The sequence below is a fragment of the Micromonospora carbonacea genome (assembly GCF_014205165.1).
Classification (GTDB): domain Bacteria; phylum Actinomycetota; class Actinomycetes; order Mycobacteriales; family Micromonosporaceae; genus Micromonospora; species Micromonospora carbonacea.
This window is the reverse complement of record NZ_JACHMZ010000001.1, coordinates 259,810-279,871: the sequence shown is the minus strand read 5'-3', so window position 1 is coordinate 279,871 and position 20,062 is coordinate 259,810. Positions and strand designations below refer to the sequence as shown.

Annotated in this window: 20 protein-coding genes and 1 riboswitch; of the genes, 10 read left to right on the top strand and 10 right to left on the bottom strand. The window is 74.4% G+C overall.

The window, feature by feature from the left end; genetic code table 11:
- Positions 1 to 2 precede the first annotated feature (2 nt).
- Entirely contained in the window at positions 3 to 779 is a 777-nt protein-coding gene (gene pstB, locus HDA31_RS01280; protein WP_074472378.1) for a phosphate ABC transporter ATP-binding protein PstB, read from the top strand.
- A gap of 105 nt (positions 780 to 884) precedes the next feature.
- Here the strand turns inward: pstB and HDA31_RS01275 are convergent, their stop codons facing one another.
- Complete coding sequence (locus HDA31_RS01275) at positions 885 to 1,718, bottom strand: NUDIX hydrolase (RefSeq protein WP_178066556.1); 834 nt, start codon at positions 1,716 to 1,718, stop codon at positions 885 to 887.
- A gap of 81 nt (positions 1,719 to 1,799) precedes the next feature.
- Here HDA31_RS01275 and HDA31_RS01270 point away from each other — a divergent pair, with 81 nt between their 5' ends.
- The gene (locus HDA31_RS01270; protein ID WP_178066557.1) at positions 1,800 to 2,768 is read left to right on the top strand and encodes a Gfo/Idh/MocA family protein; all 969 of its coding nucleotides are present in this window, start codon (positions 1,800 to 1,802) and stop codon (positions 2,766 to 2,768) included.
- A 118-nt stretch (positions 2,769 to 2,886) separates the two neighbouring features.
- Here HDA31_RS01270 and HDA31_RS01265 read toward each other — a convergent pair whose 3' ends face one another.
- The 4 genes from HDA31_RS01265 to HDA31_RS01250 all read right to left on the bottom strand — a co-directional run bounded on the left by HDA31_RS01265 (position 2,887) and on the right by HDA31_RS01250 (position 6,368).
- Positions 2,887 to 3,894 carry an inorganic phosphate transporter gene (locus tag HDA31_RS01265; protein ID WP_074472375.1) on the bottom strand — a complete coding sequence of 336 codons (1,008 nt, stop codon included), beginning with the start codon at positions 3,892 to 3,894 and terminating at the stop codon, positions 2,887 to 2,889.
- Between the two features lie 4 nt (positions 3,895 to 3,898).
- Positions 3,899 to 4,525, bottom strand: a complete 627-nt coding sequence (locus HDA31_RS01260; RefSeq protein WP_043965192.1) for a DUF47 domain-containing protein — start codon at positions 4,523 to 4,525, stop codon at positions 3,899 to 3,901.
- 258 nt (positions 4,526 to 4,783) lie between these two features.
- A complete protein-coding gene (locus tag HDA31_RS01255; protein WP_178067863.1) occupies positions 4,784 to 5,695 on the bottom strand; it encodes a PPK2 family polyphosphate kinase in 912 nt (303 codons plus the stop codon).
- A 166-nt stretch (positions 5,696 to 5,861) separates the two neighbouring features.
- A complete protein-coding gene (locus tag HDA31_RS01250; RefSeq protein WP_178066558.1) occupies positions 5,862 to 6,368 on the bottom strand; it encodes a ribonuclease FAU-1 family protein in 507 nt (168 codons plus the stop codon).
- 138 nt (positions 6,369 to 6,506) lie between these two features.
- Here HDA31_RS01250 and HDA31_RS01245 point away from each other — a divergent pair, with 138 nt between their 5' ends.
- Positions 6,507 to 8,669 carry an ATP-dependent DNA helicase gene (locus HDA31_RS01245; RefSeq protein WP_178066559.1) on the top strand — a complete coding sequence of 721 codons (2,163 nt, stop codon included), beginning with the start codon at positions 6,507 to 6,509 and terminating at the stop codon, positions 8,667 to 8,669.
- 43 nt (positions 8,670 to 8,712) lie between these two features.
- Here HDA31_RS01245 and HDA31_RS01240 read toward each other — a convergent pair whose 3' ends face one another.
- Positions 8,713 to 10,062 (bottom strand): AI-2E family transporter, encoded by a 1,350-nt coding sequence (locus tag HDA31_RS01240; RefSeq protein WP_376701350.1) that lies wholly within the window; start codon positions 10,060 to 10,062, stop codon positions 8,713 to 8,715.
- A gap of 152 nt (positions 10,063 to 10,214) precedes the next feature.
- Here HDA31_RS01240 and HDA31_RS01235 point away from each other — a divergent pair, with 152 nt between their 5' ends.
- Positions 10,215 to 10,562, top strand: a complete 348-nt coding sequence (locus tag HDA31_RS01235; RefSeq protein WP_178067867.1) for a GroES family chaperonin — start codon at positions 10,215 to 10,217, stop codon at positions 10,560 to 10,562.
- Between the two features lie 162 nt (positions 10,563 to 10,724).
- The gene (locus HDA31_RS01230; protein ID WP_176734729.1) at positions 10,725 to 10,886 is read left to right on the top strand and encodes a hypothetical protein; all 162 of its coding nucleotides are present in this window, start codon (positions 10,725 to 10,727) and stop codon (positions 10,884 to 10,886) included.
- 35 nt (positions 10,887 to 10,921) lie between these two features.
- On the opposite strand, the gene HDA31_RS01225 is transcribed toward HDA31_RS01230, so the two are convergent.
- Complete coding sequence (locus tag HDA31_RS01225; RefSeq protein ID WP_074472372.1) at positions 10,922 to 12,421, bottom strand: PrsW family intramembrane metalloprotease; 1,500 nt, start codon at positions 12,419 to 12,421, stop codon at positions 10,922 to 10,924.
- Between the two features lie 24 nt (positions 12,422 to 12,445).
- Positions 12,446 to 12,565, top strand: a riboswitch (SAM riboswitch).
- Between the two features lie 46 nt (positions 12,566 to 12,611).
- Here HDA31_RS01225 and HDA31_RS01220 point away from each other — a divergent pair.
- Positions 12,612 to 13,910 (top strand): aminotransferase class V-fold PLP-dependent enzyme, encoded by a 1,299-nt coding sequence (locus HDA31_RS01220; protein ID WP_178066560.1) that lies wholly within the window; start codon positions 12,612 to 12,614, stop codon positions 13,908 to 13,910.
- An 81-nt stretch (positions 13,911 to 13,991) separates the two neighbouring features.
- Here the strand turns inward: HDA31_RS01220 and HDA31_RS01215 are convergent, their stop codons facing one another.
- Positions 13,992 to 15,215 (bottom strand): FUSC family protein, encoded by a 1,224-nt coding sequence (locus HDA31_RS01215; protein ID WP_181019400.1) that lies wholly within the window; start codon positions 15,213 to 15,215, stop codon positions 13,992 to 13,994.
- Positions 15,216 to 15,452: 237 nt separating this feature from the next.
- On the opposite strand from HDA31_RS01215, the gene HDA31_RS01210 reads away from it, so the two are divergent.
- The 3 genes from HDA31_RS01210 to HDA31_RS01200 all read left to right on the top strand — a co-directional run bounded on the left by HDA31_RS01210 (position 15,453) and on the right by HDA31_RS01200 (position 17,296).
- Positions 15,453 to 16,112, top strand: a complete 660-nt coding sequence (locus HDA31_RS01210; protein ID WP_178067869.1) for an HD domain-containing protein — start codon at positions 15,453 to 15,455, stop codon at positions 16,110 to 16,112.
- 150 nt (positions 16,113 to 16,262) lie between these two features.
- Positions 16,263 to 16,595, top strand: a complete 333-nt coding sequence (locus HDA31_RS01205) for a PadR family transcriptional regulator (RefSeq protein ID WP_246384172.1) — start codon at positions 16,263 to 16,265, stop codon at positions 16,593 to 16,595.
- Positions 16,592 to 17,296 (top strand): hypothetical protein, encoded by a 705-nt coding sequence (locus HDA31_RS01200; RefSeq protein ID WP_178066562.1) that lies wholly within the window; start codon positions 16,592 to 16,594, stop codon positions 17,294 to 17,296. The genes HDA31_RS01205 and HDA31_RS01200 overlap by 4 nt, the downstream gene beginning before the upstream one ends.
- A 423-nt stretch (positions 17,297 to 17,719) precedes the next feature.
- On the opposite strand, the gene HDA31_RS01195 is transcribed toward HDA31_RS01200, so the two are convergent.
- Positions 17,720 to 17,992 (bottom strand): DUF4031 domain-containing protein, encoded by a 273-nt coding sequence (locus tag HDA31_RS01195; protein ID WP_074472369.1) that lies wholly within the window; start codon positions 17,990 to 17,992, stop codon positions 17,720 to 17,722.
- A gap of 35 nt (positions 17,993 to 18,027) precedes the next feature.
- Here HDA31_RS01195 and HDA31_RS01190 point away from each other — a divergent pair, with 35 nt between their 5' ends.
- On the top strand, positions 18,028 to 19,428 hold the full coding sequence (locus HDA31_RS01190) for an FAD-binding oxidoreductase (RefSeq protein WP_178066563.1): 1,401 nt from the start codon (positions 18,028 to 18,030) through the stop codon (positions 19,426 to 19,428).
- Between the two features lie 44 nt (positions 19,429 to 19,472).
- Here HDA31_RS01190 and HDA31_RS01185 read toward each other — a convergent pair whose 3' ends face one another.
- The gene (locus tag HDA31_RS01185; protein ID WP_246384173.1) at positions 19,473 to 19,973 is read right to left on the bottom strand and encodes a hypothetical protein; all 501 of its coding nucleotides are present in this window, start codon (positions 19,971 to 19,973) and stop codon (positions 19,473 to 19,475) included.
- Positions 19,974 to 20,062: the final 89 nt, after the last annotated feature.

The window sequence follows — 20,062 nt, the reverse complement described above, 5'->3', positions numbered from 1 at the left end:
CCATGGCCAAGCGCGTCGACGCCACAAACGTCACCGCCTACTACGGCGGCTTCAAGGCGATCGAGAACATCAACCTGACCGTCGAGCCGAAGACCGTGACCGCCCTCATCGGGCCGTCCGGCTGCGGCAAGTCGACGTTCCTTCGGTCGATCAACCGGATGCACGAGGTGCTGCCGGGCGCCCGCGTCGAGGGCGACCTCACCATCGACGGGCAGAACATCTACGACCGCGACGTGGACGTCACCGCCGTACGCCGGATGATCGGCATGGTCTTCCAGCGGCCCAACCCGTTCCCCACCATGAGCATCTACGAGAACGTGGTGGCCGGGCTGCGGCTCAACGGGGTGCGCAAGAAGTCGATCCTGGACGAGGCGGCCGAGAACTCGCTGCGCGCGGCGAACCTGTGGAACGAGGTGAAGGACCGCCTCGGCAAGCCGGGCGCGGGCCTGTCCGGCGGCCAGCAGCAGCGGCTCTGCATCGCCCGCACGATCGCCGTCGAGCCGCAGGTGGTGCTGATGGACGAGCCGTGCTCGGCGCTGGACCCGATCTCCACGCTGGCGATCGAGGATCTGATGTTCCAGCTCAAGGACAAGTTCACCATCATCATCGTCACGCACAACATGCAGCAGGCCGCCCGCGTCTCCGACCGCACGGCCTTCTTCTCGATCGAGAAGACCGGCGACCCGGGCCGCCTCATCGAGTACGACAACACCCAGAAGATCTTCAGCAACCCGAGCCAGAAGAAGACCGAGGACTACATCACGGGCCGCTTCGGCTGAGGCCCGCAGAGGTGCAAGGAAGGGCCCCCTGTCAACGCTTTCTGTTGCACAGGGGGCCCTTCCTAACCCGGCGGGCCGCCGGGCGGGCAGGCAGGGCGAGGGCGCTCAGCCGAGCACGAAGCGGGGCTCGCCGTCGGCGGGCAGGTCCAGGCGCGGGGTGATCGGCGTCGCCGCGTCGCGGGTGGCCGACGCGCGGGCCACCCCGGCCAGGTCACCGGCGGCGGCCACCTCGGCCAGCGTCACCAGGGTCGGCGGCAGCATGGTCAGCTCGCCGGCCTCCGCGCGGGCCAGGGCGTCCGCCGGGCGTACCCACATGGTGTGGTCGGCCTCGCCGGAGACGTCCCGGGTCCGCTGCCCGGCCGGCAGCAGGGCCACGAAGAAGTACGTGTCGAAGCGGCGCGGCTCGAACTCCGGGGTGATCCACCGGCTCCACGGCAGCAGCAGGTCCGACCGGAGGGTCAGCCCCCGCCCGGCGAGCAGGTCGGCGAAGCCCCGGCGACGGGCCTCCAGGTCCTGCCGGGCGGACTCCCAGTCGTCCCCGCTGACGTCGCCCACCACTGTCGCCGGGTCCGGCCCGGCCAGGAGCACCCCGGACTCCTCGAAGACCTCACGGGCCGCGGCGCACACCACCGCCTGCGCGGCGTCCGGCGCGACACCCAGCCGCCCGGCCCAGCCCGCCGGCTCGGGCCCCGCCCAGTCGAGGTGCGCCGCCGAGTCGGACGGGTCCACGCCGCCGCCGGGGAACGCGTACACGCCGCCGAAGGCCATCGCGGCGGCGCGACGGATGACGTACACCTCGAAGTCGTCGCCGGCCGGGCGCAGCAGCAGCACGGTGGCCGCGACCCGGGGCCGCGCGGGCGTGCCGCCCTCGGCGCGGAACCGCCGGGCGTGCGCGACCAGGGCCGGCGGGGCGGGGAAACCGTGGCTGTCGATCGTCATGCCGCGAGCGTAGTCCCGCAGGGTGGATCCGCCGGTCCGGCAGCGGTGGGGGGTCCGCTCCCGCCCGGCTAGCGTGGTCGCATGACACGTTGGGGGATTCTGGCCACCGGTAACATCGCCGCCCACTTCGCCGAGGACCTGCGGCACGTGCCGGGGGCCGAGCTGGTCGCGGTCGGCTCGCGCACGTCGGAGTCGGCGCGGGCGTTCGCCGACCGGCACGGCGCACGGCGGGCGTACGGGTCCTGGGCGGACCTGGCCGCCGACGACGAGGTGGACGCGATCTACGTGGCGACCCCGCACTCGGCGCACCACGAGGCGACGATGACCTGCCTGACGGCGGGCCGGGCGGTGCTGGTGGAGAAGCCGTTCACCCTCGACCTGGCCGACAGCACCGAGCTGGTCGAGGCGGCCCGCGCCCGGGGGGTCTTCCTCATGGAGGCCATGTGGATGCGCACGAACCCGCTGGTCCTGCGGGTGGTGGAGCTGCTCGCCGAGGGGGCGATCGGGCAGGTCACCGGCGTGCAGGCCGACTTCGGGGTGGCCGGGCCGTTCGCGCCGGAGAGCCGGATGCGGGCCCGCGCGCTGGGCGGGGGCGCGCTGCTCGACCTGGGCGTCTACCCGGTCAGCCTGGCCCACCTGCTGCTCGGCGTCCCGCAGCACGTGCGGTCGTGGGCGAAGATCGGCCCGGAGGGGGTCGACGAGAACACCGGCATCGTCTTCGGCTACGACTCGGGGGCCGTGGCGACGCTGAGCTGCGGCATGATCGGGGCGAGCCCGATGGTCGCCTCGATCACCGGCACCACCGGCCGCATCGACCTGCCCGCGCCGTTCTTCCGGCCGCCGTCGGCGACGCTGCACCGGGCCGGCGCGGAGCCGGAGACGATCCCGGCCGACCTGACCGGCGGCGGCTACCAGTACGAGGCGATCGAGGTGCAGCGCTGCCTCGCGGCGGGGCTGACGGAGAGCCCGCTGGTGCCGCACGCCACCACGCTCGAGGTGATGGGCCTGCTGGACGCGATCCGCGAGCAGATCGGCGTCCACTACAAGTGAGGTGCAAGGAAGGGCCCCCTGTTAACGCCTTCTGTTGTACAGGGGGCCCTTCCTAACCGCCGGGCCGGCGCGCGCCGGGCGGGTGAGACCGCCGGACGTCGCGCGCGGCGGGCGGTCGTCAGCCGAAGAGGGGGCGGACCAGCAGGTAGGTGACGCAGGCGATCAGCGCCGCCGCCGGGAACGTGATGATCCAGGCGACCACGATGTTGCCGGCGACGTTCCAGCGCACCGCGGAGAGCCGTTTTGTCGCCCCCACGCCCATGATCGCCGAGGTGATCGTGTGGGTGGTGGAGATCGGCGCGTGGAGCACCAGCGCGTTGAAGTAGAGCACCGAGCTGGCCACCGTCTCGGCGGCGAAGCCCTCCGGCGGGCCCAGGTCGATGATCTTGCGGCCGAGGGTCCGGATGATCCGCCAGCCACCGGCGTACGTGCCGGCCGCCAGCATCGCCGCCGACGTCCAGAACACCCAGCCGGGGATGTGGGTCTTGTCGTCCTGGAAGCCGCCCGTGTAGAGGGCGAGGACCACGATGCCCATGGTCTTCGCGGCGTCCTGCATGCCGTGGCCGACGGACATGGCCGCCGCCGACGCGGTCTGCGCCCAGCGGAAGCCCCGGTTCAGCTTGCCCGGCTGCCCGTTGCGGAACAGCCACAGGATCGCCAGCATCAGCAGGTAGCCCAGCGTCAGGCCGACGATCGGCGAGAGCACCATCGGCAGCAGCACCTTCTCGCCGATGTTGATCCACTGCACGACGCCGCCGGTGGCCAGCAGGGTCGCCCCGACCAGGCCGCCGAACAGCGCGTGCGAGGACGACGACGGCAGGCCGAAGTACCAGGTGATCAGGTTCCAGGCGATCGCGCCGAGCACCCCGGCGAAGACGACCCCCAGGCTCGCGATGCCGGTGGGCAGGGTGACGAGGTTGTCGCCGACGGTCTTGGCGACCCCGGCGCCGAAGTGTGCGCCGACGAAGTTGCCGACGGCCGCGAGGGCGAGCGCGACCCGGGGTGTCAGGGCGCGGGTGGAGACGCTGGTCGCGATCGCGTTGGCGGCGTCGTGGAAGCCGTTGGTGTAGTCGAACGCCAGGGCCACCGCGATCACCGCCAGCACGGCGATGAGTTCGGGACTCACAGGATCAGGACTCCTTGACCGCGATGGTCTCGACGGTGTTGGCCACGTGCTCGAAGGCGTCGCAGGCGGCCTCCAGCTCGTCGGCGACCTCCTTCATCTTGAGCACCGTGAGCGCGTCGTACTCGCCGGAGAAGAGGCGGACCAGCAGCATCCGGTACGCCTGGTCGCCGTCGTTCTCCAGCCGGTTGCACTCGATCCAGTAGTCCTCGAGGTCCTTCATCGACTTGAGCCGGGGCATCGCCTCGGCGGTCAGCTTCGCCTGCTGGTCCAGCACGTTGACCAGCTCGTGCAGCTCGCGCGGGAGCGCCGGCAGCTTGGTCAGTCCGTAGAGGTAGAGCAGGTTGCCCACGGCCTCCAGGTGGTCCATCACGTCGTCGAGCAGCGACCCCAGCCGGTAGATGTCCTCCCGGTCGAACGGGGTGATGAAGGTGGAGTTGATCTTCTTGTAGAGGTCGTGGGTGATCTGGTCGCTGTCGTGCTCGACCTCGGTCAGCCGCTCGCTCACCGACTGCACGTCCACGCCCGGCAGGGCCAGCTCGTTGAGCAGCTCGGTGCCCCGCACCAGGTTCTGCGCGGCCCTGGTGAAGAGCTCGTAGAAGGCGCCCTCGGTGGGGCGGAAGGAAAACTTCACAGCCTGGACCTCGTCGTGTCGGTGGAAGGGTGGCGGACGCCCCCGGGGGTGCCTGCAACGGGAATGCTAGGAAACGGCCGGGCCGCGAATTCGTCGGCCCACCCCTGGCCAGCCGCCATTTACTGGTAGTTCACCTGTCGTTCACCTGGAACCGGGCACCCGGCCCGCAACCACCGGGCACCGGCCCACGAGCGCCGGCCGACCGCCGGACGACGCCCGGCCAGCTCACCGCCGGTCAGCCGCCGCGTAACCGGCCGGTCAGTCGCCGCGCAGCCGCCTGCGCTCCGCCGCCACGCCGAAGTCCGCCGGCGGATACCCGAGATCCAGGTCGTCGAACGTCTCCCGCAGCAGGTGCGCCACCGCCCAGTCCCGGTACCACTTCCGGTCGGCCGGCACCACGTGCCACGGCGCGGCGTCCGTGCCGCACCGGCTCAGGGCCTCGGCGTACGCGGCCTGGTAGTCGCCCCAGCGGGCCCGGGAGTCCAGGTCGCTCGGGTGGTACTTCCAGTGCTTCGTCGGGTCGGTCAGCCGGGCCAGCAGCCGCTCGCCCTGCTCCGCGTACGAGATGTGCAGCATGACCTTGACCAGCCGCACCCCGGAGCCGGTCAGCTCCCGCTCGAAGGCGTTGATCTGGTCGTACCGGGCCCGCCAGGTGGCCTCCGACACCAGCGACTCCACCCGGGCGATCAGCACGTCCTCGTAGTGCGACCGGTTGAAGACCCCGACGTAGCCGGGCGGGGGCAGGGCCCGGCGGATCCGCCACAGGAAGCCGCGCCGCCGCTCCTGCGCCGTCGGCGGCCCGAACGACCGGATGTGCAGCCCGAGCGGGTTCATCGCCCCGGCGACCCGCCGGATCGTGCCGTCCTTGCCGCCGCAGTCCATGGCCTGCAACACCAGCAGCACCCGGTCGGGCCGGTCCCGCCCCGGTGCGGCGTCGGCCGCCGCGGGAGCGCCGGTGGGCGCGCCCCGACCAGCGGCGGCCTGCGCGCCGGCGTACAGCATCTCCTGCTGCCGCCCCAGGGCCGCGCCGAGCAACCGCACCTGCTCCCGCGCCCACGCCTTGCGGCCCCCGTCGCCCTCGGCGGCGACCGCCGGCAGCCCCGGCGTCGACCGGGGGTCGATCGCCGCCAGGTCGACGGCGCCCCCGCCCACCCGCAGCAACTCCCGCATCGTCGCCCCGTGGGGCGGCACGACGTCCCGGACCGCGCGGCCGGCAGCCGACCGCGCACCATCGAACCCGCTCATGACTGGATCATCACCTACCCCGGCCACTCCCGCCCGTCGAGCGCGGTGTCACGTTCGCGGTCGCCGGCGGCGGGCCGCGGGCGGGCCGGGCTCAGACCACCAGGGCCAGCCACTTCCGGTACGCCGTGGCGAACGGCTCGCTGCCGTCGCCGAGCACGCCCAGCAGCCAGCGGGAGGCCGTCTCCGCCTCGGCCACCAGGTCGTCGGGGTAGCCGAACTGCTCGCGGTGCTCGGCGAACTCGTCCTCGTCGCGCAGCTCGACCAGGCCGGTGCCCCGGCGGCGCACCACGTCGAGGTCGAGGTCGAACAGGTGGACGGTGTCGTCGCCCTCCCAGCGGGCCGGGGTGGCGATGTCGCAGTAGACCTCGCTCGTGCGCGGCGGCGGGTTGAACATGCACGTCCACCAGGCGTGGTGCGGCACCAGCAGGACGAAGGGGATCTGCTCGACCGACGGCTGGCCGTGGTAGATGGACTCGGTGCCGGCCGGCACGCCGAGCCACACGCCGAGATCGTCCGTGGCCAGGCGGCGGGCCGGGTAGTCGCGGTGGGCTCTGCCGTCGTATTTACGGTAGATCACGCGGACCACGTCGCTCGGCATGAGTCGCACCCTAGTCGATTCCGCCCACCCGTCGCGCGGGGGGAAGTAACGGAATCGATGCCAGGAGATTTCGTACGGTGACCCCGCCACGCGGGGCGGGGGCGGACCGGTGTCGGCGGCGGCGGGTACCTTCGCACGGTGACTCCGCCGCGCACCGCTCCCGGTTCCGCCCTCCCCCGCACCTCCGCCCGGCGGCGCGGCAAGCGGGCCGACGCCGGCGAGCTGCTCGCCGCCGCGGTCGGCGCGGTCCCCGGCGGCGCGGCCCGCCCCGGCCAGCAGCAGATGGCCACGGCGATCTCCGAGTGCGTGGCCTCCGGCGAGCACCTGCTGGTGCAGGCCGGCACCGGCACCGGCAAGTCGCTGGGCTACCTGGCCCCGGCCCTGACCGTGGACGGCCCGGTGGTGGTCTCCACCGCGACCCTGGCGTTGCAGTCCCAGCTCGTCGAGCACGACCTGCCCCGGCTCGCCGAGGCGGTGGAGCCCGTGCTCGGCCGCCGGCCCACCTTCGCCGTGCTCAAGGGCCGCCACCACTACCTGTGCCTGGCCCGGCTGGACAACTCGACGGAGGACGAGCCGACGGACACCCTGTTCGACGCCGTCGAGCCCCGGTCGGGCGGCGGGGGCGGGAGGTGGCTCGGCGAGGCGGGCCGGCTCGGCAAGCAGATCGAGCGGCTGCGCGACTGGGCGATGGAGACCGACACCGGCGACCGCGACGAGCTGGACCCGGGCGTCGACGACCTGGCCTGGCGGCTGGTGTCGATGCCGGCCCGGGAGTGCGTGGGGGCGTCCCGCTGCCCGTTCGGCGCGGAGTGCTTCGCCGAGGCGTCCCGGGCCCGCGCCCGCGAGGCCGACATCGTGGTGACCAACCACAGCCTGCTCGCCGTCGACATGATCGCCGGCCGGCACATCGTGCCGCCGCACAAGCTGCTGATCGTCGACGAGGCGCACGAGCTGGCCGACCGGGTCTCCTCGGCGGCCCAGGCCGAGCTGGTGCCGGAGCTGATCGACCGGTCCACCCGGCGGGCCCGGCCGCTGCTGCGTCCGGAGGTCGCCGAGCGGCTCACCGAGGCCGGCGACGCGCTCGCCGTCGGGCTGGCCGAGGTGCCCGCCGGCCGCCTCACCGCCGGGCTGCCCGGCCCGCTGCGCGAGGCGTGCACCCTGCTCGACGCCGCCACCCGGGCCGGGCTCGACGCGATCGGCGAGGTCAAGTCCGACGACCCGGACCCGGTCCGCAAGCAGCAGGCCAAGGCGGTGCTCGACGAGCTGTCGGCCACCGCCCAGCGGCTGCTGGAGGAGTCCGAGCACGACGTGGCGTGGGTGGAGAAGCCCGACAACGGCAGCCGCCGGGCCCTGGTGGTGGCCCCGCTGTCGGTCGCCGGCACCCTCGCCACCCACCTGTACGACGAGCGCACCGTCGTCGCCACCTCGGCGACCCTGGCGCTGGGCGGCCGGTTCGACACGGTGGCCCGGGCCCTGGGGCTGGAGGCGCCGCCGCCCGCCCCGCCGTCCCCGGCCGCCGCCGCGCTGGCCGCCGCCACCGCCCGGGGGGACGCCCCGGCCGGCGCGACGCCGGTGGCCGCCGCCCCGGGCAGCCGCCCCACCACCGGCACCGTGCCCGCCACCGAGGGGCCGGGCTGGCGGTCGCTCGACGTCGGCTCCCCGTTCGACTACGCCCGGCAGGGCATCCTCTACGTGGCGGCGCACCTGCCCCGCCCCGCCGCCTCCGGGCTGCCCGACGCGGCCGGCGAGGAGCTGCTGGCGCTGGTCGGGGCGCTGGGTGGGCGTACCCTCGGGCTGTTCTCCTCCCGGCGGGCCGCGCAGCAGGCGGCGGAGCTGCTGCGCGCGAAGACCGACCTGCCGGTCCTGCTCCAGGGCGAGGAGTCGCTGCCGCTGCTGGTGCGCCGGTTCCGCGAGGAGCAGTCGAGCTGCCTGTTCGGCGTGATGTCGCTGTGGCAGGGGGTCGACGTGCCGGGCGACTCCTGCCAGCTCGTCGTGATCGACCGGCTGCCGTTCCCCCGGCCGGACGAGCCGCTCGCGGCGGCCCGCGCCGCCGCCGTGGACGCGGGCGGCGGCTCCGGGTTCTCCGCCGTCAGCGTGCCGATCGCGGCGGTCCGGCTGGCGCAGGGGGTGGGCCGGCTGATCCGGGCCACCGGTGACCGGGGCGTGGTCGCGGTGCTCGACTCGCGGCTGGAGACGGCCCGGGGCTACGGCCCGTTCCTGCGCCGCTCGCTGCCCCCGTTCTGGTACACGACGCGCCCGGAGGTGGCCCGGGGGGCGCTGGAGCGGCTCGGCAGGTCGTGACGCGGCCGGGTCGGCGGGGCGGGCCGGTTCGCCCGCCGGCCGGTCAGGGTGCTTGCGAGGCGACCACCACGGCGTCGGGCGGGGTGTCCGGCACCGTCCGCGCGGCGAGCCGGCGGACGGCCGTGTTGAGCACCGCGATCAGCGGCACCGACACCAGCGCGCCGGTGATCCCGGCGAGCACCACGCCCGCCGCGATGCCGATGATCACCGCGAGCGGGTGGATGGCCACCGCCCGGCCCATGATCAGCGGCTGGAGCACGTGCCCCTCGACCTGCTGCACGCCGATCACCACGCCGAGGATGATCAGGGCGGTGACCGGGCCGCTGTCGACCAGCGCCACCAGCACCGCGACCCCGCCGGAGAGCGCGGCCCCGACGATGGGGATGAACGCGCCGAGGAAGACCAGCGCCGCCAGCGGGAACGCGAACGGGATGTCGAAGATCACCAGGAAGGTGCCGATGCCGACCGCGTCGATGAACGCGACCAGCACCGTGGCCCGCACGTAGGCGCCCAGCGTCTCCCAGGACGCCCGGCCGGCGTCGTCGACCTTCCACCGGGCCGCCACCGGCAGCAACCGCACCAGGAAACGCCAGATCCGGCTGCCGTCACGCAGGAAGAAGAACGTGGCGAAGAGCACCAGCACGATGCCGGTGAGCACCTCGGCCAGGGTCGCCGCCGTGGAGACCGCCCCGCTGGTGAACCGCTCGGTGTTGTTGTTGATCCAGGACTGGGCCTCCTCGATGTACCGGTCGAGCTGGCTGTCCGACAGGTGCAGCGGGCCGGTCTTGAGCCAGTCCTGGATCTGCCGCACGCCCTCGGAGGACTTCTTGCTCAGCTCCGGCACGCCCTTGATGAACTCGTTGACCACCAGCGTCAGCGTGCCGACCACGGCCGCCAGGCCGCCGACCAGCACCACGGCCGTCGCCAGCGAACGGGGGAAACGCGCCCGCAGCAGCCAGCCCACGGCCGGCGCGAGCAGCGCCGAGAGCAGCATGGCGATGGCCAGCGGGATGATCACGATGCTGACGGTGGCGACGATCTTCAGCAGCGCCCAGAACACGACGCCGATGACGATCAGCCGCCACGACCACGCGGCCGCGATACGCAGCGCGTGCGGCACGTCCGCGTCGTCGCGGCTGGAGGTGGAGTTGTGCAGCGCGGCGGGCAGCTCGGCGCCGACCACGACCGCCGACGGCGGGGCCACCGGCCCCGGCGAGCGGGGCGAGGCCACCCCCGCCTCGGCCGAGGCGTCGATGCTGCCGGGCGACGCCCGGCGGCCCGTCACGTCGGCCCGCCCGGTCGGGTCGGCGCGGGCCTGCCGCACCGCGTCCCGTCCCGACTCGTACGCGCGGTGCAGCCGTCCCCACACCCGCTCGAAGCGGCTCAAGCGCACCTCCCGCAGCAGAACCCGCCCGCCCAGACGACAGGGGTGGACAGGATACGTCCTTCCGTCCCAGCCTAGGGCGGTTGCGCCAACATTGCCCTGGGCCTCGACCCCGTAACCACCGGCGGACCGGTCTGCGGGGACGCGGTACCGTTCCCGTCGTGACCGCCGATGACAGCCTCGACTCCGGCCTGCCGATCCGTCTGCTGCACGACCGGGTGCTGGTGCGGTTGGAGGGGAGCGAGGGTGAGCGCCGCTCCACCGCCGGCATCGTGATCCCGGCGACCGCCGCCGTCGGCAAGCGCCTCGCCTGGGCGACCGCCGTCGGCGTGGGTCCCCACGTCCGCTCGATCGTCTCCGGCGACCGCGTCCTCTTCGACCCCGACGACCGCTCCGAGGTCGAGCTCCAGGGCCGGGGCTACGTGCTGCTGCGCGAGCGGGACGTGCACGCCGTGGCCGCCGAACGCGTCGAGGCGGAGACCACCGGCTCCACCGGCCTCTACCTGTAAGGAAGGGCCCCCTGTTAACGCTTTCTGCATAGCAGGGGCCCCCTCTTGACACTCCTCCCCCGGGGCGCACCGTGCGCGGCCTGGCGGGGGCTGCTTCGTTTGCGGCCGTCCGCGACGGGAAGCCAGGCACGTCCAGCACCCTGGGGAGGGGAGCGTGTGCCGGTGTTCTGGAAAAAGGTGTTCCTCTGGGGCGGCGTCGCGTTCCTGATCTACTTCGTGGCGTTCCGGCCGGACGGCGCGGCGCAGGTGTGCAGGTCGGTCGGCGGGGGCCTGATGGCGATGGCGCAGGGCATGGGCGACTTCCTCACCGGCCTGACGACCTGAACGGGCCGCCCGCCCACCCCGCACACGCCCGGCCGTCAGCCCGTCCGTGGTGGCCAGGGCGGGGGCTGGTGAGGGCCGTACCAGCCGGGTGGGCCGTAGCCCGCCGGGTGGGCCGGGGGCGGTGGCGGCGGGACGAGCACCACCGGGATCGGCACGACCGGCTCGTCCGGCGCGTCGACGGCGCGCTGCGAGCCGTCGGGGAACCGCAGGTGGTAGCGGTGGCCGTCCCAGCTGCCGACGGGCGCCTGCGGGTCCCGTCCGACGAAGAACGACCGGTACGCGGTGAGCGCGTCCAGCAGCTCCCGTTCCTCCCTGATCGTCCGTTCCCGGTCGGCGGGCCGGCGGTCCAGCCCCCGGCGCATCCCGTCGCGCAGCAGCGCCAGCCGGGTGGCCGAGAACTGGTATCCCCGCATCGCCCTGAGTCCCGCGTCGCCGGCCACCCGACGGGCCCAGGTGCGGGCCGCGTGCCGCCGGCCGAGGCTGCCCAGCGACGCCACCTCGGGCGGGGTGAGCCAGCCGGCCCGCACGTAGTCGGGCAGGGTGCGTTCGGTCAGCCGCCCCTCCCAGCCGCGCAGCCAGATGGCCAGCCCGACCATGGCGAAGAAGATCGGCACCATCACGCCCAGATAGCCGTACAGGGCGATCATGGCCTGGCCGGTGGCCTGGGCCAGCGACGGCAGCAGGTTCCAGGTGCCGTGCAGCATCATCGCCAGCAGCAGGCCGGCGAGCGGGGCGAGGAACCGCACCCGCCGGTCGGCCGTGCGGGCGGCGATGCCGAGCCCCACCCCGGTCATCGAGGTGAACAGCGGGTGCGCGAACCCGAACAGCAGGATCCGGACGATGAAGATCGCGATGACCTGCCGCGCGCCGGTGGCGGGGCCGTACTCGTCGACGCCGGAGGCGTAGCCGTAGCCGCCCAGGTAGAGGATGTTCTCCACCATGGCGAAGCCGACCGCCGACAGGCCGCAGTAGACCAGGCCGTCGGTGATCCCGGACCACTCGCGGCGGCGGAAGATCAGCAGCAGGATGGGCCCGAGCGCCTTCGTCAGCTCCTCGATGAACGGGGCGACGAGCACGCCGGTGAGGGCGTTCGGCAGCCCCCAGTCGGCGAACCTGGCGGCGAAGAACTCGTTCACGGTCAGCGAGGCGGCCGTCGAGACGAACGCGCCCCACGCGAAGCAGAAGATCAGGTATTTCAGCGGCTCCGGCTCGTACCGGTCGAGCCACAGGAAGCAGGAGACCAGCACCGGCACCGGCAGGATCGCGGCGACCACCCCGATCAGCAGCGCCTGCGGCCCGAGGTTGGAGCCGAGCACGAAGAGCATGTAGACCGCGCACGCCGCGATCAGCAGCACCACCAGGGCCAGCACCAGGAACCGTCGCCAGCCCAGCCGGCGCAGCGGCATCCGGGGGGCGGACCCGCCGGGCGGCGCGGGGACGTCGGGCGCGGTCCACGGCGGCACCGGCGCGCCGCCGGGTGGGGTGTCGGCCATTCTGTCAGCGTAGTCACCCCCCGCCGCCCGTTCCGGGCGCATCCGCCGACCGTTATCCTGTCGTCAGGTCACGAGCGCCAGCGTCAAGCCCCGGCTTGCTGGCCGGCAACCCTCGTCGAGTTCGCGGTGGGGTGCCCCGGGTGATGACCGGGCCCAGCCCCGTCCGGCGCTGGGCAAGCGCGGACCCCGTCTCCGGTGGCGTCACCCGGGGTCCCCGGACCCGGAGGTCGGCATGACCGTCACCCTCGTACCCCCGCCCGCCCCGCTGCCCGCGCGGACCGCGCCGGCGTCGTCGCGGCCGCTCGACGTGCTCGGCGTGCCGGGCCAGACCAACCTGGACCACGCGGCCAGCGCGCCGTGCGCGCGGGCGGCGGCCGACGCCGTGGCCGAGCTGCTCCCCTGGTACGCCAGCGTGCACCGGGGCGCGGGCGCGCTGTCGCGGCGCTGCACCCTCGCCTACGAGCGGGCCCGGCAGACCGTCGGCGACTTCTTCGGCGCCCGCCCCGGCGACCACGTGATCTTCACCCGCAACACGACGGACGCGCTGAACCTGCTGGCCCGCGCCCTGCCCACCGGGACGACGGTGGTGACGTTCGCCGGCGAGCACCACGCCAACCTGCTGCCCTGGCCGCGCGGCTCGGTGCGGTTGCCCGTGCCGGCGGGCCCCGGCGAGGCGGTCCGGGCCCTGGACGCGGCGCTGACCGAGCTGCGCCGGGACGCGACGCCGGGGGCCGGGGGCCCGAGCCGCCCCGCCGGCCCGCCGGTGCTGGTGGCGGTCACCGGGGCGAGCAACGTGACCGGGGAACGCTGGCCGGTGGCCGAGCTGGCGGCCGTCGCCCGCCGGCACGCCGCCCGGATCGCCGTGGACGCCGCCCAGCTCGCCCCGCACGCCCCGGTCGACGTCGCCGCGCTGGGCGTCGACTACCTGGCGGTCTCCGGGCACAAGCTGTACGCGCCGTTCGGCGCGGGGGTGCTGCTCGGGCGGGGCGACTGGCTCGACGCGGCCCCGCCGTACCTGGCGGGTGGGGGCGCGACCAGCCACGTCGGGGACGCCACGCACGAGGTGCGCTGGGCCGCCGGCCCGGCCCGGCACGAGGCGGGCACCCCCAACCTGCTCGGCGCGGTCGCCCTCGCGGCGGTCTGCGCGGCGCTCGCCGAGGCCGACCGGGACGAGCTGCACGCCCGGGAGCAGGCCCTGCTGGCCCGGCTCCGGCAGGGCCTGGCCGCCCTGCCGCACGTGGTGGAGCTGCGTACCTTCGGCCCGGACGCGCCCCGCGTCGGCATCGTCTCGTTCGTCGTCGCCGGCCGGGACTCGGGCGAGGTGGCGGCGGAGCTGGCGGCCCGGCACGACGTCGGGGTCCGCGACGGGCTGTTCTGCGCACACCCGCTGGCCCGGCGGCTGCTCGCCGAGGCGGCGGCCCGCAGCGGCCGGGCGGACCTGCCGCCGACCGCCCTGCGGGCGAGCCTCGGCCTGGGCAGCACGGCGCGCGACGTCGACCGCCTGCTGGCCGCCCTCGCCGAGCTGGGCTGACCCGGTCGGCCCGGGGCGGGGCTGAGCGCGCCCCGGCCGCTCAGCCGACGGACGGGGCGGGGCTGAGCGCGGCCCGGCCGCTCAGCCGACGGACGGGGCAGCGGGCGACCTGCGGGGGCCGGGCTCGCCTTCGTCCGCCTCCGGGGCCGGCTTCTCCTGCTCGCCGAAGGACTCCCGGACCAGCCGGTTCGCCTCCTGCTGCTCGATGCCCGAGGCCACCAGCAGGTCACTGGCGGTGGTCCGCACCTGCGCGACCACCACGCTGCCGGAGAATCCGACCCCCTGCTCGTATGCCCGGCCGGCCTCGCTGACCGCGCGCAGGGACCGTTCCCGGGCCTTCTCCGGCTCCGCCCCGACGGCGAACTCGTGGCGGAGCAGGCGGACCGCCTCCGCGAGGTGGCCCACCGCGTCGGGCATGGGGCCGGGCACCGGCTCGCCGTCCTCGATCATGGTGACCGAGCGCCGGATCAGGGTGCCGCTGTTGCGCATCGCCCGGTCGATGGGCTCGGCCGCGTCGGCATAGTGGGTCAGCTCGCTGCGCCGGTGCCAGCGGGCCGGGGAGAGGGTGCTGGTCTCCTTCGCGCCCTCGATCGCCTCCGTGAAGGTGGCCAGCTCCGCCTTGTTCTCCCGGAGCCGCTCCAGTGCGCCCTGGGCGCTGTCGCGGTCCCGGTCGCGCAGCGCGGCGGCGGCCACGTCGAGCTGGTCGGCGAGCAGGTCGAGCGCCGGCCGGGCGGCCCGGTTGATCACGCGCAGCGGGTTCAGCGGCAGCAGGATCGCCGTCACCACCAGCGCGATCCCGCCGCCGACGAACGCGTCGACGAAGCGCGGTATCTCCAGGTTCTCGGTGGACGGGCTGAGCGTGACGATCAGCACGGCCGTCGCGGCGGCCTGGATGACGATCGCCACGCTCGCGCCGAAGAAGATGGTCAGCAGGATCGCGGCCGTCACCACCATCCCGAGCTGCCAACCGCCGGTGCCCAGGAAGTAGATCAGCACGTCGCCGAGGAACACCCCGACCGCCACCCCGACGATCAGCTCGACGGTGCGCCGCAGCCGCTGGCCGACCGACGCGGCGAGGGTGCCGACCGCCGAGATCGGCGCGAAGACCGGCTGCGGGTTGTGCAGCAGCTCGTGGGAGACGATCCAGGCCAGCGCCGCGGCCAGCCCGGCCTGGACGGCCAGCCCGAGCGCCATCCGGACCCGGTGCAGCCGGTCGTGCAGCGTGGCCCTGCCCCGGTGGCGCAGCTGTTCCATCGCCGCCGCGATCCGTGGCGCGTCGACGTCACCGCCGTTGCCGTCGCGCATCGTGGCGCGCCCCAGCAGCGAGGGTCGGCGGTCCCGGGCCACGGCCATGGCGGGGACTACCCGTAGCGGGGACGGCGAATCCTCGCCCGCTGCGGCAGACTCGGCCGGGTGACGGAGCTGGACGATGCCCGGGTGCCCGACCCGCACGACGACCGGGCGGCCGAGGCCGACGACCACCGCGCGGCAGTCCCGCACGACGACCGGGGGGCCGACGCCGACGACGGGCGGGGCGCCGGCCTGGTGCCCCGGTGGCGGGCGGCGGTGCGGGGCGCCGGCGCACCCGACGGCCCCGCGCTGGCCCGCGCCGGGCAGGAGCTGCTGGCCCGCTGGCGGGAGCCGCACCGCCGCTACCACACGGTCCGGCACCTGGCCGCCGTCCTCGACGTGGTCGACGCGTACGCCGGCTGCGCCGGTCGTCCGGACCTGGTCCGCCTGGCCGCCTGGTGCCACGACGCGGTCTACGACCCGCGCGCCGCCGGGGACGCCAACGAGCGGGCCAGCGCAGATCTCGCCGAGGGGCTGCTCACCGGGCTCGGGGTGCCGGCGGCGGCGGTGGCCGAGGTGCGCCGGCTGGTGCTGCTCACCGCCGGGCACACGGTCGCCGCCGACGACCGCGACGGGGCGTTGCTCTGCGACGCCGACCTGGCCGTGCTGGCCGGGCCGCCCGAGGAGTACGACCGCTATGCCGCCGCCATCCGCCGGGAGTACGCGCACGTGCCGGACGGGGACTTCCGCCGTGGCCGGGCGCGGGTCCTGCGCTCCCTCCTGTCCCTGCCCACCCTCTACCGCCACCCCCACCTGCAAACCCACTGGACCCCGCAGGCCCACGCCAACCTCACCCGCGAACTGACCACCCTCACCACCCCACCCCCACCCCCCAGCCCCCACACCCCCTGACGCCACCCCCTCTTCGTGATCTTGCACTTACGGCCCCGACAAAAGGTGTGAAAACCCCCAAGAGGCGGGCCCAAAGCGCAAGATCGCCGAGGTTGGGGGCGACGCCGAGGGGGCTAGCTAGAGATAGAGGTAGCTAGGTAGAGTACGACCATGTCCACATCGGAAGTGCGGATGACGCTGGCGACACAGCGGGTGCTGCGGGTCCTCTTGGACAAGCCCGCCGAGGCGAGATATGGCCTGCAGATCTGCGAGGAGGCCAACCTGGCCAGCGGCACCATCCACCCGATCCTGGCCCGCCTCGAAAAGGTGGGCTGGCTGGAGTCCCACTGGGAGAACGTCGACCCGCATCGGGCCGGACGGCCGCGCAGGCGCTACTACCGGCTGAGCCCGGACGGCGCACAGCAGGCGCGCACCGCCCTGGCCGCGGTCGAGGCCCGCCGTTTCCGCGGTGCGAACCCGGCCCTCCCGGGTGGGCTCGCATGAGCTTCCACGCATACCACCTGTCCCGCGACCTCGAAGTGCTCTCCGCCCTCTCCGAGGACCTGGCGCAGCGGATTCCCGAAGGTCGCCCGATGGCTGACGAGATCGCCCGGCTGGACCGCGAAGTGATCGCCATCGTTCACGACCTGGAGAACCGCGACGACCGACGCGCCTACCGCCGGGTGTGCGATCTGGACCAGGCCCTGACCCGGGAACTCGACAGGACTCTCGCCCTCGCCGAGGGAACCGCGTGGCGGACGGGCGACAACAGCGCCCGGGTCAGCTTCCTCGTCCGGTGTTTCCGACTCGCCTGCAGCAGCGCCGAGGATCTGCGACTCGCCCTCGCCCACGGGTACGGGACCTTCGCGCACGTCGGGATCCGCGTACACCTCGATCGCGACCTCGCCGAGGATCTCGGACGATCCGAGGCGCGCCTCGCCGAGGACATCCCGCCGATCGACGCCGAGCTTCAGCCGCGAAGGCAGGCGTTACGCATGGTCGACTTCATCGTCCGGATCCTTCCGCCGGACCAGCGGGCACGGTACGACGAGGAACTCCGGGCCGAACTGTACGGGCTCGCGGAAGAGAGGCGCACCTACGGGGCACAACTGCTCTACGTGCTGAGGCAGTTCAACCGGATGTTCGAGCTCCGGTACGAGCTGCGCCGCCCGTCACCGCGCAGGCTGGCACAACCCCCGGATTGAGGTGGGCGCGGATCGTCCCGACGGCCGGGGGACGACCGTTTCCCCGACCCGTCGATCTCGGGAGGGGCGCGAGTGACGATGCGCCGTAAGGGGCCTTCGGGCCCGCGAGGAAACCAGCGGACCAAAGCCAACCAGTGGAGAGAGGTCGGCGAGTGGGTGGCCTTGGCACTGAAGGTCGTCGCCTACTCGGCGGGCCTCGTGGTGACGCTGGCCGGAAACGGATGTGGGCTCAGCTGACCTGACGACCAGCTGAGCCCACACCGGGCGGGAAGGCCCCGCCTCGCGGCTCCCACACCTGGGGGCGGGGGCTTCCCCGGTGCGCCGGCGCGGCCTGCCCTGCACCGTCGTCGGACATCCGGCGCCGGGTCGTCGGGCAGGCGCCGGCGCGGCACCAGCGTAGAGCGGAGAACGGCGCCGCCGGGCTCAGGGAGCCGGGCGGTGGAGGTGCTTGGGGCGGCGGAGGTCGGCAGTGCGCAGCAGGCGGACCAGGTCGCGGCTCGGGACGACCCGCGCGCCGAGGTGCACCGCCATCCGGTACCGCTCGGCGGGGATGTCGTAGTGGTCCCGGTCGAAGGCGCGCCGGGGCACGCCCAGCGTCTCGGCGAAGACGTGCAGCTCGGCGAGGGAGGCGTCGCTGATCAGGTGGGACCAGAGTCGTCCGCGCGCCGGCCAGCGGGGCTGGTCCACGTACAGCATGGCCGCCAACCTAGCCGCCGGTTAACCTCTCCTGCATGGCCGGATCCCCTCTCCTCGCTGAGCTGCGCGCCCTCCTCGGTGACGCCGCCGTCCTGACCGACCCGGACCTGCTGCGGATGCACGAGCGGGACGAAGCCGACCTGTGCGCCTCCGGCACGCCGCTGGTGGTGGTCCGTCCGCGCGACACCGCCCAGGTGGCCGGCGTGGTCCGGGCGGCGGCCCGGCACGGCGTACCCGTGGTGCCGCAGGGTGCGCGGACCGGGCTGGCCGGCGCGGCGAACGCGGTGGACGGCGCGGTGGTGCTGAGCACGGTGGCCATGGACCGGATCCTGGAGATCGACCCGGTGGGCCGGATCGCCGTGGTCCAGCCCGGCGTGGTGAACGCGGCGCTGGCCGGGGCGGTGCGCCGGGAGGGGCTCTACTATCCGCCGGACCCGGGCTCCTGGGAGTCGTCGACGATCGGCGGCAACGTGGCCACCAACGCGGGTGGCATGTGCTGCGTCAAGTACGGCGTGACCACGGAGTACGTGCTCGGCCTGGAGGTGGTGCTCGCCTCCGGCGAGGTGCTGCGCACCGGGCGGCGCACCGCCAAGGGCGTCGCCGGCTACGACCTGACCCGGCTCTTCGTCGGCTCGGAGGGCACCCTCGGGGTGATCACGGAGGTGACCGTCGCGCTGCGGCCCGCCCCGGAGGAGTCGCTGACCCTGGTGGCCGTCTTCGACTCGACGGCGGACGCCGGCACGGCGGTGGCCCAGATCGCCGCGAAGGGCCTCACCCCGAGCCTGCTGGAGCTGCTCGACCGCACCCACCTGCGGGCCATCGAGGCGTACCAGCCGATGGGGCTGCGCACCGACGCGCAGGCGCTGCTGCTGGCCGCCGTGGACACCGGGTCGCGGGCCGCCGACGACCTGGCCCGCATCGCCGAGGTGTGCGAATACGCCGGGGCCGACGAGGTGTACGCGGCCACCGACGCCGTGGAGGCGGCGGCGCTGCTCCAGGCCCGGCGGCTGGCCCACCCGGCGATGGAGAAGTTCGCCGCCGACGCGTACCCGGGCGGCAACGGGGGTCTGGTCATCGACGACGTGGCGGTGCCGCGCGGGGCGCTCGCCGAACTGCTGGACGGGGTGGCCCGCATCGCCGAGGAGTGCGCCGTGCCGATCGGGGTGGTGGGGCACGCCGGCGACGGCAACCTGCACCCGAACATCGTGGTCGACCGGGCCGACCCGGCGAGCGTGGAGCGGGGCCGGCGGGCGTTCGACGAGATCATGCGGCTCGGGCTGGAACTGGGCGGCACCTGCACCGGCGAGCACGGGGTGGGGCTGCTCAAGCGGGACTGGCTGGCCCAGGAGATCGGGCCGGTCGGGGTGCGGGTGCACCAGGCGATCAGGGCGGCGCTCGACCCGGCGGGGCTGTTCAACCCCGGCAAGGTGCTCTGACGTCGGTGCCGCTGCGGCGGCCCAGGCCCCGGCCGAACACAGCGTCAGGCGGTGGCCTCCGCCGGGGTGGCCTGGGTGAGCAGCAGCAGGATCTCGTACCCGAGGGGCGGCCGCTCCTCCCCCGGGCAGTCCTCGATCGTGATCGGGCCGGGCGTGGTGACCAGCACGGACGTCAGCGCGTCGATGCAGCTCACCCGGTAGCCCCGGGCCTTGTCGGTCTCGGCGGCCAGCCGCTCGTCGGTGAGCAGCGCCCGCAGCCGCTGCGTCCGCTCGGGGTCGAGCTGCCCCGACGACCGGACGTCGTCGCCGGCGCAGTTGCTGCACTCCCACCGCCCGTCGGGCAGGACGGTCAGCATCCGCACCGGGCCGTCCTGGCCGTGCTTCTGCACCAGTTCCACCCGTGCCGGCCCGCCGGCCGCCGCACCGCCGGCCGGGGATGCCGTCGTCCCGTCGGGCGGCGGGGCGGTCGCCGTGCCGGCCCGCCGGACCGGCCCGACCGCCGAGCAGGCGGCGAGCGCCGCGGCGAGCAGGGCACCGGCGGCCACCGGGATGATCGAACGCGCACGGAAAGGGCGGATCACGCGCCGGAACGTACCCGATCATGGTGCCGGCGGGTACCGGCCGAGCGGCCGGT

What these genes read in the sequence shown, in the direction of transcription:
- pstB (WP_074472378.1), top strand. Translation starts at nt 3, where the DNA reads ATGGCCAAGCGCGTCGACGCCACAAACGTCACCGCCTACTACGGCGGC.
- HDA31_RS01275 (WP_178066556.1), bottom strand. Translation starts at nt 1,718, where the DNA reads ATGACGATCGACAGCCACGGTTTCCCCGCCCCGCCGGCCCTGGTCGCG.
- HDA31_RS01270 (WP_178066557.1), top strand. Translation starts at nt 1,800, where the DNA reads ATGACACGTTGGGGGATTCTGGCCACCGGTAACATCGCCGCCCACTTC.
- HDA31_RS01255 (WP_178067863.1), bottom strand. Translation starts at nt 5,695, where the DNA reads ATGCGGGAGTTGCTGCGGGTGGGCGGGGGCGCCGTCGACCTGGCGGCG.
- HDA31_RS01250 (WP_178066558.1), bottom strand. Translation starts at nt 6,368, where the DNA reads ATGCCGAGCGACGTGGTCCGCGTGATCTACCGTAAATACGACGGCAGA.
- HDA31_RS01225 (WP_074472372.1), bottom strand. Translation starts at nt 12,421, where the DNA reads ATGCGCCCGGAACGGGCGGCGGGGGGTGACTACGCTGACAGAATGGCC.
- HDA31_RS01220 (WP_178066560.1), top strand. Translation starts at nt 12,612, where the DNA reads ATGACCGTCACCCTCGTACCCCCGCCCGCCCCGCTGCCCGCGCGGACC.
- HDA31_RS01215 (WP_181019400.1), bottom strand. Translation starts at nt 15,215, where the DNA reads ATGCGCGACGGCAACGGCGGTGACGTCGACGCGCCACGGATCGCGGCG.
- HDA31_RS01205 (WP_246384172.1), top strand. Translation starts at nt 16,263, where the DNA reads ATGTCCACATCGGAAGTGCGGATGACGCTGGCGACACAGCGGGTGCTG.
- HDA31_RS01200 (WP_178066562.1), top strand. Translation starts at nt 16,592, where the DNA reads ATGAGCTTCCACGCATACCACCTGTCCCGCGACCTCGAAGTGCTCTCC.
- HDA31_RS01195 (WP_074472369.1), bottom strand. Translation starts at nt 17,992, where the DNA reads ATGCTGTACGTGGACCAGCCCCGCTGGCCGGCGCGCGGACGACTCTGG.
- HDA31_RS01190 (WP_178066563.1), top strand. Translation starts at nt 18,028, where the DNA reads ATGGCCGGATCCCCTCTCCTCGCTGAGCTGCGCGCCCTCCTCGGTGAC.